Origin of the sequence: Azospirillum sp. 11R-A, assembly GCF_049472615.1 — a bacterium.
Lineage (GTDB): Bacteria > Pseudomonadota > Alphaproteobacteria > Azospirillales > Azospirillaceae > Azospirillum > Azospirillum palustre.
Window position 1 is genome coordinate 70,526 of sequence record NZ_JBCEBL010000008.1, and the last position, 17,153, is coordinate 87,678.

Genomic DNA, 17,153 nt, shown 5'->3' on the forward strand with positions numbered 1-17,153 from the left:
GGAGACGTCGAATGAGTAAAGTGCGAAAGCTGGAAGAGGCCGTCGCCATGATTCCCGACGGCGCGGTTTTGATGATCGGGGGCTTCATGGGGGTCGGCACGCCGCCCCACCTGATCGATGAACTGCTCCGCCAGGGCAAGCGCGACCTGACGGTCATCGCCAACGACACCGCCCGCCCCACCGTGGGGATCGGCCGGCTGGTCACGGCGAAGGTGGTGCGCAAGGTGATCGCCAGCCACATCGGCACCAATTCCGAGACCCAGCGCCAGATGATCGCCGGCGAGACGATGGTCGAGCTGGTGCCGCAGGGCACGCTGGCCGAGCGGGTGCGCGCCGGCGGCTTCGGGCTGGGCGGCGTGCTGACCCCCACCGGCGTCGGCACGGTGGTCGAGGAGGGCAAGCAGCGCATCGAGCTGGACGGCACGGTCTATCTGCTGGAGACGGCGCTGAAGGCCGATTTCGCCCTGATCGCCGCCAAGCGGGCCGATTATCTGGGAAATCTCGAATACGCGCTGACGGCGCGCAACTTCAATCCGCTGATGGCGATGGCCGCCGAAACGGTGATCGCCGAGGCCGAGGACATCGTGCCGGTGGGCGTCATTCCGCCCGACAGCGTCGTCACCCCGAATGTGCTGGTCGACTGCCTGGTCGCCAAGGAGCGTCGCCATGGATGAGAAAACCCTGATCGCCAAGCGCGTCGCGCTGGAACTGCGGCCGGGCAACCTGGTGAATCTCGGCATCGGCCTGCCCACCATGGTCGCCGCCCATCTGCCGGCCGGCGTCAACGTCTTCTTCCAGTCGGAGAACGGCATCGTTGGCATGGCCCCTGTCCCCGAACCGGGGGCGGAGAACGAGGATCTGAGTGATGCCGGCGGCAGCCCCATCGGCGCCGTTCCGGGCGCCGCCTCCTTCGACAGCGCGATGTCCTTCGGCCTGATCCGCGGTGGGCATCTGGACGTCACCGTGCTGGGCGGCCTCCAGATCGACGAGGAGGGCCGGCTCGCCAATTGGATGGTGCCCGGCAAGATGGTGCCCGGCATGGGCGGTGCGATGGATCTGGTCTCCGGCGCCAAGCGGGTGATTGTCGCCATGCAGCACAGTGCCAAGGGCACGCCCAAGATCGTCAAGCGCTGCGAACTGCCGCTGACCTCGGTCCGGCGCGTCGACCTGATCGTCACCGAACTGGCGGTGATCGAGCCGACGGACAAGGGTCTGGTGCTGCGGGAGGTCGCGCCCAGCGTCACCGTCGCCGACGTGCTGGCCCAGACCGGGGCCGAGCTGATCGTCCCGTCCGCCGTGCCGACCATGCCAGTCGCCGCCTGACCGCCGCCATCCACGCATCGTCAGCATCGGGGAGCCGTCCTCCCCGCGCCATCCGGCCGTGCAGCCGGCGGCGCGGGAACGGCCCCCCTCGTGCCGGAGACCCGCCATGAGCGTCACCACAGCCCCCCCGCCGGCGCCGGAGACCAGCGCCCGCTTCAACCCGATCACGCCGATTTCCCGTGCCCTGACCTGGCTGGTCAGCCGCTATCTGCCCGACCCGCTGATCTTCGCCATCATCCTGACCGTGCTGACCTTCGGCTTCGCTTGGTGGCTGACGCCGAGCAGTCCGGTCGATCTGGTGCGCATGTGGGGCAACGGCTTCTGGAACCTGCTGGCCTTCTCGATGCAGATGGCGCTGGTGCTGGTCACCGGCCATGCACTCGCCAGTTCGGAGCCGGTGCGCAACGTCATGGGCCGGGTGGCCTCCATCGCCAGGACGCCGGCCCAAGGCGTCATGCTGGTCTGCTTCGCCGCCGCGGTGACCAACGTCGTGAACTGGGGCTTCGGCCTCGTCGTCGGCGCCATGTTCGCCCGCGAGGTCGCCCGCCGCGTCCCGAAATCGGACTACCGGCTGCTGATCGCGTCGGCCTATATCGGCTTCATGACGTGGCATGGCGGCTTCTCCGCCTCGGTTCCGCTGGTCGCCGCGACCAAGGGCAACCCGATGGAGAAGACGGTCGGCCTGATCCCGATCTCCGACACCATCTTCACCACCTACAATGTCGGCATCACGCTGGCGCTGATCGTCGTCCTGCCGCTGATCTGCTGGATGATGCATCCGAAGGCGAACGAAGTGGTGGCGGTCGATCCGGCGCTGCTGAAGCCGGAGCCCTCGACCAAGCGCGTCCTCGGCCCCGACGCCAGCCCGGCTGAAAAGCTGGAGGAGAGCCGCGTCCTCGGCTTCGTCGTCGCCGCACTCGGCATCGGCTACCTGTTCCTGCACTTCCAGGCCAAGGGCTTCGACCTCAACATCAACACGGTCAACCTGATCATGCTGGTGGCCGGACTGATCCTGCACGGCACGCCGATGGCCTATGCCCGCGCCGTCGCCAACGCCGCCCGCGGCACCGCCGGCATCATGGTGCAGTTCCCCTTCTACGCCGGCATCCAGATCATGATGGAGCATTCCGGCCTGGGCGGTCTGATCACCAACCTGTTCGTCGACATCGCCAACAAGGAAACCTTCCCGGTCCTCGCCTTCCTGTCGTCGGGCCTGATCAACTTCGCCGTCCCGTCGGGCGGCGGCCATTGGGTGGTGCAGGGTCCGTTCATCATGCCGGCCGCCCAGCAGCTCGGCGTCGATCTCGGCAAGGCCGCCATGGCCATCGCCTACGGTGAGGAGTGGATGAACATGGCTCAGCCCTTCTGGGCGCTGCCGGCGCTCGCCATCGCCGGGCTGGGGGTGCGCGACATCATGGGCTACTGCGCGACGGCCCTAGTCATCACGCTGCCCATCTTCCTGATCGGCCTCTACTTCTGACCGTTTGCAACCAACCGGCCGCCGCGCTCCACCGAACGGACGCGGCGGCCTTCCTTCCTGCAAGACACACTTATTCCGGCAAGACACATCGTTCTCAGGAGTCCTCCATGACCGAGATCGTCATCGCCAGCGCGGTCCGCACCGCCATCGGCAGCTTCAACGGCGCGCTGGCGTCCGTCCCCGCCCATGAACTCGGCGCCGCCGCCATCCGCGAGGCGCTGTCGCGCGCCCACACCGACGCCGCCGAGGTGTCCGAGGTGGTGCTGGGCCAGGTGCTGACCGCCGGCCAGGGCCAGAACCCGGCCCGTCAGGCCGCGGTCAAGGCCGGCATTCCGGTCGAAAAGACCGCCTTCGGCATCAATCAGGTCTGCGGCTCCGGCCTGCGCTCGGTGGCGCTCGGCTGGCAGGCGATCCGCTGCGGCGACGCCGAGGTGATGGTGGTCGGCGGCCAGGAGAACATGAGCCTGTCGCCCCACCTCATGCATCTGCGCAACGGCACCAAGATGGGCACGGCCGAGATGCTCGACAGCATGATCCGCGACGGGCTGTGGGAGGCCTTCCACAACTACCACATGGGCGCCACCGCCGAGAATGTCGCCCGCGCCTGGGATCTCAGCCGCGAACGGCAGGACCAATTCGCGGTTGCCTCGCAGCAGAAGGCGGAGGCCGCGCAGAAGGCCGGCCGCTTCAAGGACGAGATCGTGCCGGTGACCATCAAGGGCCGCAAGGGAGACACCATCGTCGACAGCGACGAGTACCCGAAGCACGGCACCACGCTGGAGGCGCTGGCCAAGCTGCGCCCGGCCTTCGCCAAGGACGGCACGGTGACCGCCGGTAACGCCTCCGGTCTCAATGACGGAGCCGCCGCGCTGGTGCTGATGACGGCGGAGAACGCCGCCCGGCGCGGGCTGACTCCGCTGGCGCGCATCGCCTCCTGGGCGACGGCCGGCGTCGATCCCAGCATCATGGGCACCGGGCCGATCCCGGCCTCGAAGCTGGCCTTGCAGAAGGCCGGCTGGTCGGTGGACGACCTCGACCTGATCGAGGCGAACGAGGCTTTCGCGGCGCAGGCGCTGGCGGTCAATGCCGGGATGGGATGGGACGAGAGCCGGGTGAACGTGAATGGCGGCGCCATCGCGCTCGGCCATCCCATCGGTGCGTCGGGGGCTCGCATCCTGGTCAGCCTGCTGCACGAGATGGGCCGGCGCGACGCCCGCAAGGGCCTCGCCACCCTGTGCATCGGCGGCGGCATGGGCGTCGCCCTCTGCGTCGAGCACGCCTGATCCAATCGAGACATGCGGAGCCGCCGATGCCCTCAGATGGCAGCGGCTCCGCGACCATTTGTACCCTTTTGAAGGATAGTAGTATGGCAGAGATTATCGAGGTGTCCGTCACCCTCCACATCGCGGTCGCCGACGCCTCTGACGGGCCGGCCCTCGCCCTGCGGGCGGCGGAACATTTCAGCCATGTCAGTCACGCCCAGATCGCCGCGTTCAACGAGGTGAACCGGGTCCATTCCGCAGACCATGGCACCGTCGAAGCGGTGACCAGCATCGTCGCCGGTGCGGGCCGCGGCTCGTAACGTCGGTCCGGCCACCGGAAGCGGCCCCTGGGATCGGACCGGGGTGAGCGGGCCGGAAAGAGGGAAACATAATCATGCGTTTGTCGGAGCTGCCGTTGCGGTGGCGAATCGGATTCCTCGCGTCGCTGTCGATCATCGCCGCCGGGCTGGTGGCGGCGGTCGGCGGCCATTTCGTCAACCGTGCGCTGGTCGAGCAGCGGATGAACAGCGTCCGCTTCATCGCCGAGAGCGGCGGCAGCATCGCCGCCCGCTTCCACAAGCTGGCGCAGGACGGCGCGATGAGCGAGGAGGACGCCAAGGAGCGTGCCAAAACGGCCATCGGCGCCATGCGCTATGCCGACGGGGAGTATCTGTGGATCTGGACCTCGCAGGTCATCAACGTCATGCATGCCAACCCGGCGCTGATCGGCAAGAGCGGTGCCGAGATCCGCGACCGCAACGGCGTCTACGTCATCCGCGAGGCGGTGCGCGGCGCCCTGACGCCGGTGCCGGAGTTCGTGACATACGAATGGCCGCGTCCCAACGACCCCAAGGGGCCGACCTATGAGAAGCTGGCCTACTCGGTCCATTTCGAGCCATGGGACTGGGTGATCGGCACCGGCGTCTATACCGACGATCTGCGCTCGGCCTTCGTCGGCATGATGACCGTGTTCGGGCTGGTGGTCGCCGGGCTGTCGGCGCTGGCCCTTCTGCTGGGCTGGGCGGTCGCCCGCAGCGTGACGCGTCCGCTGTCGCGCGTGCATGGCGTCATGCTGCGCCTTGCCGACCATGATCTGGACGCCGAGGTGCCCGAACGCGGGCGGCGGGACGAGATCGGCGGCATGGCGCGCACGCTGGAGGTCTTCAAGGAGAACATCCTGCGCAACCGCCAGATGGAGCAGGAGCGCCGCAGCGCCGCCGTCCAGGCCGCCGCGGAAAAGCGGGCGGCGGTGGTCGATCTGGCGAACCGGTTCGAAAGCCGGGTCGGCCGCATCGTCGACCAGCTCGGCCTGTCGGCCAGCGGCTTCCAGCAAACCGCCTCGCACCTGTCCGGCGCGGTCCGCAAGGCCGAGCAGGACTGCACGTCGGTGGCCTCGGCGTCGGAGCAGGCGTCGGTCAATGTGCAGGCCGTCGCGTCGGCTGCCGAGGAGATGTCGACGGCGATCCGCGGCCTGTCGGGGCGGGTGGTGCAGGCGGCCCAGCGCTCCAAGGTGACCGCCGAGCGGGCGGAGCAGGCCCGCGGCCATCTGGATGCGCTGTCCACCGCCATCGAGCAGGTCGATCAGGTCGTCGCGTCGATCAATGCCGTGGCTTCCCAGACCAATCTGCTGGCGCTGAATGCGACCATCGAGGCGGCCCGCGCCGGTGAGGCGGGCAAGGGATTCGCCGTGGTCGCCAGCGAAGTCAAGAATCTGGCGAGCCAGACCCATGCGATGACCGAGCAGATCGGCCAGCAGATCGGCACGGTGAAGGCGGCGTCGGACCGGACCGTGGAGGCGATGCGCGGCATCATCGGCCAGGTGGAGCAGATCGACCAGTCGGCCGCCGAGATGGCCGCCTCGGTCGAGCAGCAGAGCGCGGCGACCGACGAGATCAGCCGCAACGCCCAGCAGGCCGCCCTCGGCACCAACGAGGTCTCGCACAGCGTGGTCGACATCCAGAAGGCCGAGCGCGACAGCGGGGTGGCCGCCGGTCAGGTCAAGCAGTCCGCCGACACGCTGGCGACCGACGCGGCCCTGCTGAAACGCGAACTGGACGCGTTCCTGGCGGAAATCCGCGCTGCCTGAAATCTGTTCGCTACGTGATTGCACGAACGCCCCGGTTCGCAGGAGCCGGGGCGTTCGTGCGTCCGGACTGCCGGCGCTGGTGGTCAGGTGAACCAGTAGCGCGTCAGATGGAAGAACAGCGGCGCGGAGAACACCACGGAATCGAGACGGTCGAGGACACCGCCATGCCCCTCGATCATCGTGCCCCAATCCTTGACGCCGAGGTCGCGCTTCATCGCCGACAGGACGAAGCCGCCGAAGAATCCGGCGATGACGATGATCAGCGACATCCCCGCCGCCTGGAGCGGCGAGAAGGGCGTGATGACGTGCAGGCCGGTGCCGATGGCGACGGCGGTCAGCCCGCCGCCGACCAGCCCCTCCACCGTCTTGGACGGGCTGATGCCGGGCGACAGCCGCGTCTTGCCCCACAGCTTGCCGAACACATACTGGAAGACGTCGCTCAGCTGCGCCACCGTCATCAGATACAACAGCAGCAGGGCGGGGGGCAGGTTGTAGCCGGGGATGTCGAGCCACAGCAGGGCCGGCGCATGGCTGGTGCAGTAGACCGCCAGCATCAGGCCCCATTGCGCTTTGGCGGTGCGGGTCAGGAAGTCGGTGGTGTCGGCGCCCAGCACCGACAGCGACGGCAGCGCCATGAACACATAGACCGGGATGAAGATCGAGAACAGCCCGTACCAGCCGATCCCGACCAGCCAGTATTGCAGCGGCACGACCACGAAGAAGGACAGGAACAGCCCGGCATGGTCGCCGCGCCGGGTTGGCGTCAGCGTGATGAACTCGCGCAGCGCCAGATAGGAGAGCAGGGCGAACAGCACCAGCGTCACCCCGCTGCCCAGCAGCATCGCCGCGGCGAACAGCGCCACCATCACCCACCAGGAGCGGATGCGGGCATTCAGGTTGCGCACCGTGTCGCGGCCGGCCGGCGTCTTCACCCGATAGGCCAGGACGGCGCCGATCAGGGTGGCGACGACCAGCAGGCCGAGGGCGGCGCCCGACAGCCAGAGGAACAGCGGCTCGGTGGTCGTGAAAACAGTCATCACTGAGTTGATCGCGCTGCTCATTGGGTGGTCCGTTGGTCGGAAGGTTGGGGGGCGGGCTGGGAGTTGGATTGCGAGGCTGGCCGGGACAGCGACACCAGCGCGTCGCGCGCCCGCCCCAGGAATGCCGCCTTGTCCTCGCCCGCGATCCCTTGCAGCGGCGCGCCGAAGCGCATGGTGCAGATCAGCGGCACCAACAGCGGCATGCCCTTCGGCATCACGCGGTGCAGGTTCTCGATGAAGACGGGGACCAGTTCCGCCGTCGGCACCCGTTGGGAGAGGTGGTAAAGCCCGCTCTTGAACGGCGCCACGGTGCCGTCGCCGCGCGTGCCCTCAGGAAAGAGGATCAGCGACTGCCCGCTTTCCAGCACCGCCGCCATGGCGTCCATCACCTCCGCCGTCGCCTTGCCGGTGCGGTCGACCAGCAGCGCGTTCAGGCAGCCCACCGCCACTGCACGGCGCAGGGCCGAACCGCCCCAATAGTCGAGCGCCGCCACCGGATGCGTGCGCGCCCTGAGATTCGCCGGCAGGGCCGCCATGACGGCCAGCGTGTCGAGGTGGCTGGTGTGGTTGGCGAAATAGATGCGCGGAACGTCCGCGGGGGCGCTGCCTTCCCAGCTTGCGCGGGCGCCGACCAGCAGGCGGGTCAGCCCGAGCAGACCGTGGCGGAGCGCCGGTTGGAACAGAGAGATCATGACCGGACCTCCGGCTTGAGGGATTCCAGGTGTTGGGCATTCAGGCGGCGGGCGATGCCGAGCGTGCGCGTCGCGACGGTCAGCAGGCTTCCTGCCATGATGATCCAGGCCGCCGCGAGCAGGCTGTAGCGCGTGCCCCACAGCGCATGCTCGACCGCCTGGGCGAGCAGGGCGACGGTCAGGGCGGCCATGCGGCGCTGCTTGGCCATCACGCCGCCAAAATCCTGCGCCAGCCCCAGGGCGCCGCCGAAGGTGCGGACATAGGCGGTCATCATGGCGGCCAGCGCCGCCGCCCAGCCGAGCCAGGGCAGGCCGGCGGCATAGCCCAGCGGCACCAGGAAGGCGGTGTCGGCGACGCGGTCGGGGATCTCGTTGTAGAGCGCGCCGACCGGCGATCCCTTGCCGCCCTCCACCGCGACCATGCCGTCGAGCAGGTTGCAGACGAGGCGCAGCTGGACGCACAGCGCGGCGCCGATCCAGGCCAGCACGCCGCCCTGGAGCAGAAGGGCGCCGCCGATTGCCGCCCATACCGCCGACAGCAGCGAGATCTGGTTGGGGGTCACCGGCGTCGTGGTCAGCCACGCCGCCAGCCGTTGCGCCCAGCGGGCCGACCGGGTGGCGATGGGGCGGCGGTCGGCGGCAGCAGCCTTGGCGGCGGTTGCACTGTTTTCCATCATGCAGGCTCCTTGGCTGCGGCCTCCGCGGCGAACCGCGTCACGGCCGGATAGTCGGTCTTGCCGGTGCCCAGCAGCGGGACGGCGTCGATGCGCAGGATGTCGCGCGGAATGGCGATCTCGGGCGCTCCCCTGGCCCGTGCGGCGGCGACCAGCGCATCGCGGGTCAGCGTGGTGCCGGTGGTCGCCAGCACGATCCGCTCGCCGCGCTTGGCATCGGGCAGGGCGACGGCGGCGTGGGTGGCGTCCGGATCGGCGAGGCTCGCCAGCTCTTCGACGAGGCCGAGCGGAATCATCTCGCCCGCCACCTTGGCGAAGCGCTTGACCCGGCCGACGATGCGGATGAAGCCGTCGGCGTCGATCTCGACGATGTCGCCGGTGTCGTGCCAGCCATCCTGCGGCGGCTGGATCACGCCGGGACGGTCGGCGTGCAGGTAGCCCTTCATCACGTTCGGCCCGCGCACCCGCAGCCGCCCGCCGACATCGACGCCGGGCACCGGCACCAGTTCGGTCTCGATGCCGGGCAGGGCCTGTCCGACGCTGCCGGGACGGAAGCGGGCCGGGGTGTTGACGGCGATCACCGGCGCGGTCTCGGTGGTGCCGTAGCCCTCCAGCAGATGGACGCGCAGCCGCTCGGTATAGACGCGCCGCGTCTCGTCCTGGAGCCGCTCTGCCCCGGCAAAGACGAGGCGCAGCGAGCGGTAGTCATAGGGATCGGCCGACCGCGCCCAGGCGTTCAGGAAGAAGTCGGTGCCGAACAGGACGGTGGCGTTGGTCTGGTAGACCAGCTCCGGGATCAGCCGGACATGGCGTGGGTTGGGGTAGAGCACGGTCTTCACCCCGTTCAGGATCGGCAGCAGCATGCCGCCGGTCAGGCCGAAGGAGTGGAAGACAGGCAGGCAGTTGAACACCACGTCCTGCCGGTTGAAGTCCACCACCGATGCCACCTGCGCCATGTTGGCGAGCAGGTTGCCGTGGCTGAGCGCCACGCCCTTGGGCGGCCCCTCCGACCCGGAGGTGAACAGGATGGCGGCGATGTCGTCGCCGTTTCCCTGCGGCGGCAGCAGCCGGTCCGGTGCCACCAGAGCCGCCAGGGCGCGCAGCCTGTCGCCCAGCCGCAGTCCGCGCTTGACCTCTTCCAGATGGATGATGGCGTGGTCGGCGGCCAGCGCCTCGACCAGCGCGCCGAGGCGGGCCTTTTCGATGAACTGGGCGGAGGTGACGATCCGGCGCACCCCGGCGGCGCGGCAGGCGGCCTTCACCGCATCCGGCCCGGCGGTGAAGTTCAGCATGGCGGCCGGCCGGCCATGGGCGGCGAGGCCGAAGAACACCGCCGCCGTCGGCGAGGCGGTCGGCAGCAGCACGCCCACCGGCTCGTCCGCTTCCGTGCCGCGCGTCAGGATGCGGCCGAGCACCAGGGCGCGGGCCGCCAGCGCACGGTAGGACAGGGTGGAGAAATCGCCGTCCTGCACGGCCTCTTCCCGCGCCCCGGCCTTGGCCCGGGCGTCGAGCAGGGCCAGCATCAGCGTCTCCTGCCGCGGGCGGGCGGCGAAGACGCTCTCCGTCATCACGCGCGACAGCCAGGACTTCAGGGCGGCGCGCCGCTTCTTGCCGACCAGACCGCCCACATCCGGCGTCCTGACCGGCGGCAGCACGGTGATGGTGATGTGCGGGAACAGGCCGAGCCGCAGCCGGCCCTTCATCCGCGACAGGAGCGAGCGCTGGGCGCCCTCGATGCAGACCGGCACCACCGGGCAGCGCGCCTTGTCGGCCAGCATGCCGGGGCCGCCGTTGATCTTCATCAGCGACCCGGTGACGGTGATCCGCCCCTCCGGGAAGACGCAGACCTTGTCGCCGTCGGCGAGCGCACGGGCCAGGATGCGGGTGCCCAGCGGGTTGGTCGGGTCGATGGTGACATGGTCGGCGATTGCCAGGAAGGGCTTGACCAGCGGGTGCTTGGCGATGTGGGTGTCGACCGCGAAGCGCATGCCCGGCAGGAAGGCGGCGAGCAGCGCGCCGTCCAGGAAGGACTGGTGGTTCGGCGTCACCACGGCGGCGCCATCGAGATTTGTCAGATGCTCCGCCCCGCGAACCTCGACACGGAAGGCCAGCCGGAACAGGCCGCGGAAGACGGCGCGCATCAGCGCCTGCGCATCGACGGCGAGCGCCATCACCACGGCAACCGCCATGCTGGCACCGCCCACCGACGCGACCGTCAGCGGCGAGGCCCCCAGCGCCAGCATCCCGGCGGCGACCGCCGAGCCGGCCACCATGTAGAGCGCATTGACCACATAGGCGGCGGCGATGACGCGGGCGCGGTTACCCGGCGCAGCGCGATGCTGGATCAGCGCATAGAGCGGAACGGCGAAGGCGCCCCCGGCGGCGGCGATGACAAAGAGGTCGGCCAGCAGCGGCAGCGCCCAGGGCTGGGCCAGCAGGGCCAGGGGCGACAGCGGTACCAAAGCCGGGACGGCCGGGGTCAGCAGGGGCAGGACGGCGCCCGCCAGGGCGGCGACCAGACCGGCCAGCGCGGCGCGGCCGGCATCGGCGGTGGACGGCGTGCGGTGGCTGAGGCCGGCATACACCGAGCCGGCGGCCACGCCGATGGCGAACACCGCCAGCAGCAGGGTGGCGCCGCCGCTGTCGGTTCCCAGCGTCTCGCGGGCGATGGACGGGAATTGCGCCATCACCACCGCGCCGACGCCCCAGAACACCGAGATGCCATGGATCGCCCGCATCGACGCCCTGTCGCCGGCGACCGAGCGCAGCACCCGAACCGTCACCGCCAGCGGGTTGAGCCCGACAGCCACCGCCGGATCGGCATTGCCGGCGCGCGGGATGAACAGCGATGCGGCCAGACCCAGCAGCGCGGAAGCGCCCAGCATGCCCGGCACCGCCCAGGGATGGAGCAGGGCCAGCGAGCCGCCGGCGATGGTCCCCAGCAGGATGGCGACGAAGGTTCCGGCCTCGACCAGACCGTTGGCGGCGGTCAGTTCGGACGGGTCGAGCAGGTCGGGCAGCAGGCCGTACTTGACCGGCCCGAACAGCGTCGAATGGGCGCCCATGCCGACCAGCGCGACGATCAGGACCGGCAGGTCGGCGGCGACGATGCCCCAGGATGCCAGCGCCATCAGCCCGATTTCCGCCAGCTTGACGATGCGGGCGATCACCGTGCGGTCGTAGCGGTCGGCCAGCTGGCCGGCGGTGGCGGACAGCAGCAGGAAGGGCAGGGTGAAGGCGCCCGCCGCCAGGGTCGAGATCATTGCGCCGCTCAGCGCGCCCTCGCCGGACACGCCATAGACCGCCAGCACCGCGATGGCGCCGCGCAGGACATTGTCGCCGAAGGCGCCGAGGAACTGGGCGAGGAACAGCGGCAGGAAGCGCCGCGACGCGAGAAGGGATGACGCGTTCATCGGCCGGCTCCGGTCCTGGCGGTGAGGGGGGCGGCGAGGGGGACGGCGGGAGTTGCAATCCCGGTGAGGATCGCATCGGCGATCGGGTCGGCGAGGCTGGAGAGCGGCGCCGTCTGCCGGCCGTAAACCTGCGACTGCACGTTCAGCACGATGGCGCCGATGACGATGTGGGACAGCGCGTCGCGGTCGGCCGGCACGATACTGCCCTCCGCGATCCCGTCGGCGACGATGCCGCAGATCACGTCGACCGGCGTTTCCTGACCCTGCGGCACCAGCGGCAGCGATTCATGCTGCGACAGCAGGAGGAAGCGGGTGCGGTCGGGAGCCGCCTCCGCCAGATGGAAGGCGTGATGGATGACCCGCCGCAGCCGCTCCGGCGCCGGACCCTGGCCCGCCGCCTCGCGCAGGCTCTGCGACATGGCGGTGTATTCCGCCGCGAACAGGTCGGCCGCCAGCTCCTCCTTGCTCGGCCAGTGGCGGTAGAGCGCTCCCTCCGAGACCCCGGCCGACCGGGCGATGTCGCGGACCGTCGTCGCCTTCACCCCTTTCTGGGCGAACAGCGCGATGGCGGCATCGCGGACCTTGTGGCGAACGTCGGTGGACATGACGCCTCCATGTGAATGAATGTTCACTCACAAGGTGACGAGGCCACTTCACGGGCGCAACGGCAAATAAGTATAGGGTGCGCCGTTCCGGGCTCCGCCCATGGATATACCCCCTATGAGCCGCCGCGCTTCGCCCCCCGCCATGCCGATCCGTCCTTGTCGAATGCCCACGAACGATGCAACGCTAGGGGGTAGCGATGCAACGTTGGATGAAGATATGACGCCGGTTCTCCAGTCTCTGACAACCCTTCCGTCATATCTGCTCTTCGCTATCGTGATGCTGGGGTTCCTGCTGCTGTTCATCCTGGCCTACACCGCCGTCACCCCCTATCGCGATCTGGCCCTGGTCCGGCAGGGAAACACGACCGCGGCCCTGACCCTGGGCGGCGCCATGATCGGCTTCGCCCTGCCGTTGACGAGCGTCGCCTCCCACACCAGCAACATCGTCGATCTGGCGGTGTGGGGCGTGATCGCGCTGGTGTCGCAACTGTTGGCCTACGTCATCGGCTCGCGCGTGCTGTTGCCGGATTTCCGTGCCGGTGTCGAAGCCGACCGCACCGCTTACGGCATCCTGCTCGCCAGCCTGTCCATCGCGGTCGGGCTGCTGAACTACGGCTCGCTGACCTATTGATCTGAGGAAAGGCTTTCCGATGAAGCGCTCGCGCACCGTCGCGGCCCTGTTGCTGGGCGGCATCAGCCCGCTCCTGTTCGCCTGCGGCGAGGACGGCCCAGAGGAGGCGACCGTCTATCCCTCAATCGAGGCCTGCACCGCCGAGAAGCCGGCAAGCGACTGCGCCGAGGCCTTTGCCGCCGCCAGCCAGGAGCATCTGGCCGGCGCCCCCCGCTTCGCCAGCCGGGAGGCCTGCGAGGCGGAGATGGGCGACGGCGCCTGCACCCCGGCCAACGAGGGCGTCGGAAGCGGCACGGGGAGCATCTTCGTTCCGGCGCTGGTCGGCTTCATGATCGGCCGCAGCCTGACCGGCGGCTACGCCCAGCCGGTGTATTTCGACCGCCAGGGCTATGCCCGCAGCGGCAGCAGCCGGATCGCCGAGACGCCGCTGCCGCCGCAGCGCCGGGACGAGATTCGCCAGGGCAGCGGCGGCGTGGCCTCCAGTTCCGGCTCCTACTACCGGCCGGGCTCGGGCAATGCGGGCAAGTCCTTCACGGTCACCACGAGCGGGCGCAGCGCCGGCTTCGGCTCGACCGGCTCGTCGCGCGGCTTCTCGGGGAGCTGAGATCATGGAGCGCGTGCCCACGGCCCCCCGCTTGCAATGGCAGGCCAAGCTCGACGAGATCGGCTTTCCCTTCCACACCGACGCCGACGGCACGGCCTATTGGGACGAAAGCGCCTACTGGCGCTTCTCCCTCGCCGAAATCGAAACGCTGGAGGAGGCCGCCGAGGAGGTCTACCGCCTGTGCGCAGAGGCGGTCGGCCATGTCGTGACGCGGGGCCTGTACGAGGCGGTCGGACTTCCCCGCTGGGCGGCTCCCGCCATCGAAGCGAGCTGGAAAGAGCGCGAAGGGCGGGACATGGCGCTTTACGCCCGTTTCGACTTCGCCTGGGACGGCAAGGGCGGGCCGCCGAAGGCGCTGGAGCTGAATGCGGAAACGCCGACCTCGCTTTATGAAACCGCCGTCGCCCAATGGTGCTGGCTTCAGGACGTCCATCCCGACGCCGACCAGTTCAACAGCCTGGAAGAAGTCCTGGTCGAGCGCTGGCAGGCGCGGATGCAGGCTTTCCCCGCGCTGGCATCGCAGGCCGAGGCGGTGCATTTCGCCTGCCTGATGCCGCATCCGGAGGACGAGGCGACCATCGCCTATCTCCAGACCCTGGCCCTGCGCGCCGGCATGACCACCAAGGCGATGCCGATCCAGGCGATCCGCTACGACGACGCCTCCGGCTGTTTCCTCGACGATGCCGGCCTGCCGATCCGGCATTTGATGAAGCTCTATCCCTGGGACTGGATGATCCGGGAGGAGACCGGCCGTGAACTGGTGACCGCTGCTGCGCAAGCCCGGATCCGGATGATCGAGCCGGCCTGGAAGATGGTGATGGCGTCGAAGGGGCTGTTCGCCCTGCTGTGGGAGCTGAACCCCGGCCACCCCAACCTGTTGCAGACCTCGCTCGACCGCACCGGCTTTCCGTCCGGCAGTACGGTGGTGGCGAAGCCGCTGCTCGGCCGCGAGGGCAGCAATGTCAGCATCGCCACCCTCGACGCCGCCGGCTTGCCCATCGGTCAGCCCATCGCCCAGACCGAAGGGCCCTATGGCGAGGAAGGCTGGGTTTACCAGTCCTTCACGCCGCTGGCGGAGACCGCCGGCAACCATGCCGTCTTCGGCGTCTGGATGGCCGGCGACAGGGCCTGCGGTCTGGGCATCCGCGAGGACCGCGCGCTGATCACCGGCAACACCAGCCGCTTCGTCCCGCACATGATCGCGCCGTCCTGACCGCGTTTGCGGTCATGCGCCGCCGAAGACAAGTCCGTCGGCGATGATGGCGCCGCTCGCCTGCATCAGGTACAGCCCGATGTGGTGGGCGACCGCCTGCGGGTGGGCCGCGGTGTCGGGCAGGCCGAGGCTGCGGGCGGTGTCGAGCGGCAGGTCGTAGGTGGAGCAGCCCGGCTCATACACGACGATCTCACGCAGCGGCCCGGTCATGCCGTGGTTGCGCGCCGACAAAAGGGCTTGCACCGCCTGAAGCACGCAGATGTCGGTGCAGATGCCGTCCACCACCAGCGTCTCGATGCCGTTGGCGGCGATCCAGTCGAACAGCCGGTTTTGCCCCGTCGTCAGGTCGGTCGTCCCGACCACGCCGTTGATGCAGTCCTTGCGCATCAGCGTGACGCCGGGGGTGCCGTCCAGCCAGGACAGTTCCTCGACCAGATTCTCCTCGCCGGTGCCGGCCTCGCAATGGGGCGGGTAGGGATATTCGGGCTTGCCCGGCTCATGGGTGTCGAGGAACACCGCGATGGGATAGCCGGCCGAGAGGAACAGCCGGTTGGTGCGGTCGATCTCGGCGATCATGCGGGAGACCTGGGCGTTGGCGACCGGCGGCGCCAGATTGCCGCCGCCGATGGCGGCGAACCCGTTCACCGGATCGACGTCGAGCTTCCCAACCCGCTTGCCGGCCAGCGAAACACTGGTGCTGCGCACCGGCAGGGCGGCGGCGACGGCCTCCAGAGCGGCGGCGGGGCCGATGGCTGGGGTCATGATGGTCTCGGTCATGGTTCCTCTCCTCCGGTTCAGACCAGCACCGGGACGTTGGCGACGCCCTCGGTGCCGAAGATGGCACGATAGCGGGCGACTTCGGCGGCCGGCCCGGTGGCCTTCTCGTAATTGTCGCTGAGCTTGACCGCCCCCTTCCAGGCGCCGTCGACCTCGACCGCGGTCACCTTGCAGACGAGGCTCAGCGGGTCGAGCCCCTGGCCGTTGCGCGGGTGGCAGTTCCGGAAGTCCGAGGTCAGCAGTGTGCCCCAGCCATAGCCGTCGCGGATGCGGCCGCCGAAGGTCCGGTGAAGCATCACGATGTCCTCGACGTCCAGCCCGTCGCTGAACAGGACGCGCTTCTCGCGGGGATCGCGGCCGTGGCGCTCCAACCACGCGATGTATTCCTCGCCCGCCGCCACCGGCTCCTTGCTGTCCACCCGCATGCCGGTCCAGTCCCCCACCCAGTCCGGCGCGTCCCGCAGGAACTGGGTCGAGCCGAAAGTGTCGGGCAGGAACACCAGCATCGCGCCGCCATAGGTCTCCTGCCACAGCCGCAGCACATCGTACTGCGCCACCCGCAGATCGCCGTCGGTCCGCGCCAGCGCCGCGACCGTCGTCGGCAGCTCGTGCGCGTTGGTGCCGATGGCCTCCAGATCGTGCTTCATGGCCAGATGGGTGTTGGAGGTGCCGATGAAGCGCGGGCCGAGTTCAGCCGCCATCGTCTCCACCACATATTCCTGCCAGAGGAAGCTGTGCCGTCGCCGCGTGCCGAAATCCGACAGGCTGAGATCCTCCAACGGGCGCAGCCGTTCGATCTTGTCCCACAGGCGGACCTTGGCGCGGGCATAGAGGATGTCGAGTTCGGTCTCGGTCATGCTGGCGAGCGCGGCGCGGGTCTTCAGCTCGTTGATGACGCTGAGGGCGTAGATCTCCCACATCGTCGTCATCGCCCACGAGCCTTCGAAATCCAGGCGCCACTGGCCGTCCTCCTCCGACAGCCGGTAGTCGGGCAGGGCGAAATCGTCGGCGAGCCAGGCGACGAACTCGGGCCGGAAGATCCCGCGCTGCCCATAGAAGGTGTTGCCCTGGAGCCAGACCGCCTCCGAGCGCTTCAGGCGCAGCGAGCGCACATTGTCCAGCTGGCGGCGCAATTCGGCCTCGTCGATGATCCGGGCCAGCTTCACCGAGCGGGTGCGGTTGATCAGGCTGAAGCGGACCTTCACGTCGCGGAAATGCCGCCAGATGAATTGCAGCATCGCCAGCTTGTACCAGTCGGTGTCGAGCAGCGACCGGACGATGAAGTCGGTGGCGAAGTTGTGGTTGTGGGCGCGGCCACTGAAATTGACGAGCATGGCTGGAACCTCCTGTTCT

General features: G+C 69.1%; 16 protein-coding genes. 9 read left to right on the forward strand and 7 right to left on the reverse strand.

The window, feature by feature from the left end:
• The first annotated feature begins 11 nt into the window (after positions 1 to 11).
• The 6 genes from VH569_RS13715 (at position 12) to VH569_RS13740 (ending at position 6,151) form a co-directional block, all read left to right on the forward strand.
• Positions 12 to 674 carry a 3-oxoacid CoA-transferase subunit A gene (locus tag VH569_RS13715; protein WP_423315834.1) on the forward strand — a complete coding sequence of 221 codons (663 nt, stop codon included), beginning with the start codon at positions 12 to 14 and terminating at the stop codon, positions 672 to 674.
• Entirely contained in the window at positions 667 to 1,323 is a 657-nt protein-coding gene (locus VH569_RS13720) for a 3-oxoacid CoA-transferase subunit B (RefSeq protein WP_423315835.1), read from the forward strand. The genes VH569_RS13715 and VH569_RS13720 overlap by 8 nt, the downstream gene beginning before the upstream one ends.
• Before the next feature lie 106 nt (positions 1,324 to 1,429).
• Positions 1,430 to 2,803, forward strand: a complete 1,374-nt coding sequence (locus tag VH569_RS13725; RefSeq protein ID WP_423315836.1) for a TIGR00366 family protein — start codon at positions 1,430 to 1,432, stop codon at positions 2,801 to 2,803.
• A gap of 107 nt (positions 2,804 to 2,910) precedes the next feature.
• Positions 2,911 to 4,086 carry an acetyl-CoA C-acetyltransferase gene (locus VH569_RS13730; RefSeq protein WP_423315837.1) on the forward strand — a complete coding sequence of 392 codons (1,176 nt, stop codon included), beginning with the start codon at positions 2,911 to 2,913 and terminating at the stop codon, positions 4,084 to 4,086.
• A gap of 83 nt (positions 4,087 to 4,169) precedes the next feature.
• Positions 4,170 to 4,385: a hypothetical protein gene (locus VH569_RS13735; protein WP_377805109.1), complete on the forward strand. Its 216-nt coding sequence runs from the start codon at positions 4,170 to 4,172 to the stop codon at positions 4,383 to 4,385.
• Positions 4,386 to 4,459: 74 nt separating this feature from the next.
• Positions 4,460 to 6,151, forward strand: coding sequence for a methyl-accepting chemotaxis protein (locus tag VH569_RS13740; RefSeq protein WP_423315838.1), 1,692 nt, complete (start codon positions 4,460 to 4,462; stop codon positions 6,149 to 6,151).
• An 83-nt stretch (positions 6,152 to 6,234) separates the two neighbouring features.
• Here the strand turns inward: VH569_RS13740 and VH569_RS13745 are convergent, their stop codons facing one another.
• From VH569_RS13745 to VH569_RS13765, 5 genes are read right to left on the reverse strand one after another with little or no spacing between them, the layout of a single operon-like run.
• Positions 6,235 to 7,188 carry a phosphatidate cytidylyltransferase gene (locus tag VH569_RS13745; protein WP_423315839.1) on the reverse strand — a complete coding sequence of 318 codons (954 nt, stop codon included), beginning with the start codon at positions 7,186 to 7,188 and terminating at the stop codon, positions 6,235 to 6,237.
• 20 nt (positions 7,189 to 7,208) lie between these two features.
• Positions 7,209 to 7,883 (reverse strand): lysophospholipid acyltransferase family protein, encoded by a 675-nt coding sequence (locus VH569_RS13750; RefSeq protein WP_423315840.1) that lies wholly within the window; start codon positions 7,881 to 7,883, stop codon positions 7,209 to 7,211.
• On the reverse strand, positions 7,880 to 8,560 hold the full coding sequence (locus VH569_RS13755; RefSeq protein WP_423315841.1) for a CDP-alcohol phosphatidyltransferase family protein: 681 nt from the start codon (positions 8,558 to 8,560) through the stop codon (positions 7,880 to 7,882). The genes VH569_RS13750 and VH569_RS13755 overlap by 4 nt, the downstream gene beginning before the upstream one ends.
• Positions 8,557 to 11,970, reverse strand: a complete 3,414-nt coding sequence (locus VH569_RS13760) for an acyl-[ACP]--phospholipid O-acyltransferase (RefSeq protein ID WP_423315842.1) — start codon at positions 11,968 to 11,970, stop codon at positions 8,557 to 8,559. Before VH569_RS13760 ends, VH569_RS13755 begins: the two co-directional genes overlap by 4 nt.
• Positions 11,967 to 12,575 (reverse strand): TetR/AcrR family transcriptional regulator, encoded by a 609-nt coding sequence (locus VH569_RS13765; RefSeq protein WP_423315843.1) that lies wholly within the window; start codon positions 12,573 to 12,575, stop codon positions 11,967 to 11,969. The genes VH569_RS13760 and VH569_RS13765 overlap by 4 nt, the downstream gene beginning before the upstream one ends.
• A 217-nt stretch (positions 12,576 to 12,792) precedes the next feature.
• Between VH569_RS13765 and VH569_RS13770 the strand changes: the two genes are divergently transcribed.
• From VH569_RS13770 to VH569_RS13780, 3 genes are read left to right on the forward strand one after another with little or no spacing between them, the layout of a single operon-like run.
• The gene (locus VH569_RS13770) at positions 12,793 to 13,206 is read left to right on the forward strand and encodes a DUF350 domain-containing protein (RefSeq protein ID WP_423315844.1); all 414 of its coding nucleotides are present in this window, start codon (positions 12,793 to 12,795) and stop codon (positions 13,204 to 13,206) included.
• Between the two features lie 19 nt (positions 13,207 to 13,225).
• Complete coding sequence (locus VH569_RS13775) at positions 13,226 to 13,810, forward strand: DUF1190 domain-containing protein (protein ID WP_423315845.1); 585 nt, start codon at positions 13,226 to 13,228, stop codon at positions 13,808 to 13,810.
• Between the two features lie 4 nt (positions 13,811 to 13,814).
• Positions 13,815 to 15,023 carry a glutathionylspermidine synthase family protein gene (locus tag VH569_RS13780; RefSeq protein WP_423315846.1) on the forward strand — a complete coding sequence of 403 codons (1,209 nt, stop codon included), beginning with the start codon at positions 13,815 to 13,817 and terminating at the stop codon, positions 15,021 to 15,023.
• Positions 15,024 to 15,035: 12 nt separating this feature from the next.
• On the opposite strand, the gene VH569_RS13785 is transcribed toward VH569_RS13780, so the two are convergent.
• Together VH569_RS13785 and VH569_RS13790 are read right to left on the reverse strand one after the other, a co-directional pair.
• The gene (locus VH569_RS13785) at positions 15,036 to 15,800 is read right to left on the reverse strand and encodes an isochorismatase family protein (protein WP_423315847.1); all 765 of its coding nucleotides are present in this window, start codon (positions 15,798 to 15,800) and stop codon (positions 15,036 to 15,038) included.
• 17 nt (positions 15,801 to 15,817) lie between these two features.
• Positions 15,818 to 17,134, reverse strand: coding sequence for a nicotinate phosphoribosyltransferase (locus VH569_RS13790; RefSeq protein WP_423315848.1), 1,317 nt, complete (start codon positions 17,132 to 17,134; stop codon positions 15,818 to 15,820).
• Positions 17,135 to 17,153 lie beyond the last annotated feature (19 nt).

Coding starts and splice junctions, on each gene's coding strand:
- VH569_RS13745 (WP_423315839.1), bottom strand. CDS start 7,188: ATGACTGTTTTCACGACCACCGAGCCGCTGTTCCTCTGGCTGTCGGGC.
- VH569_RS13720 (WP_423315835.1), top strand. CDS start 667: ATGGATGAGAAAACCCTGATCGCCAAGCGCGTCGCGCTGGAACTGCGG.
- VH569_RS13760 (WP_423315842.1), bottom strand. CDS start 11,970: ATGAACGCGTCATCCCTTCTCGCGTCGCGGCGCTTCCTGCCGCTGTTC.
- VH569_RS13715 (WP_423315834.1), top strand. CDS start 12: ATGAGTAAAGTGCGAAAGCTGGAAGAGGCCGTCGCCATGATTCCCGAC.
- VH569_RS13780 (WP_423315846.1), top strand. CDS start 13,815: ATGGAGCGCGTGCCCACGGCCCCCCGCTTGCAATGGCAGGCCAAGCTC.
- VH569_RS13765 (WP_423315843.1), bottom strand. CDS start 12,575: ATGTCCACCGACGTTCGCCACAAGGTCCGCGATGCCGCCATCGCGCTG.
- VH569_RS13740 (WP_423315838.1), top strand. CDS start 4,460: ATGCGTTTGTCGGAGCTGCCGTTGCGGTGGCGAATCGGATTCCTCGCG.
- VH569_RS13730 (WP_423315837.1), top strand. CDS start 2,911: ATGACCGAGATCGTCATCGCCAGCGCGGTCCGCACCGCCATCGGCAGC.
- VH569_RS13770 (WP_423315844.1), top strand. CDS start 12,793: ATGACGCCGGTTCTCCAGTCTCTGACAACCCTTCCGTCATATCTGCTC.
- VH569_RS13725 (WP_423315836.1), top strand. CDS start 1,430: ATGAGCGTCACCACAGCCCCCCCGCCGGCGCCGGAGACCAGCGCCCGC.
- VH569_RS13775 (WP_423315845.1), top strand. CDS start 13,226: ATGAAGCGCTCGCGCACCGTCGCGGCCCTGTTGCTGGGCGGCATCAGC.
- VH569_RS13735 (WP_377805109.1), top strand. CDS start 4,170: ATGGCAGAGATTATCGAGGTGTCCGTCACCCTCCACATCGCGGTCGCC.
- VH569_RS13785 (WP_423315847.1), bottom strand. CDS start 15,800: ATGACCGAGACCATCATGACCCCAGCCATCGGCCCCGCCGCCGCTCTG.
- VH569_RS13755 (WP_423315841.1), bottom strand. CDS start 8,560: ATGATGGAAAACAGTGCAACCGCCGCCAAGGCTGCTGCCGCCGACCGC.
- VH569_RS13750 (WP_423315840.1), bottom strand. CDS start 7,883: ATGATCTCTCTGTTCCAACCGGCGCTCCGCCACGGTCTGCTCGGGCTG.
- VH569_RS13790 (WP_423315848.1), bottom strand. CDS start 17,134: ATGCTCGTCAATTTCAGTGGCCGCGCCCACAACCACAACTTCGCCACC.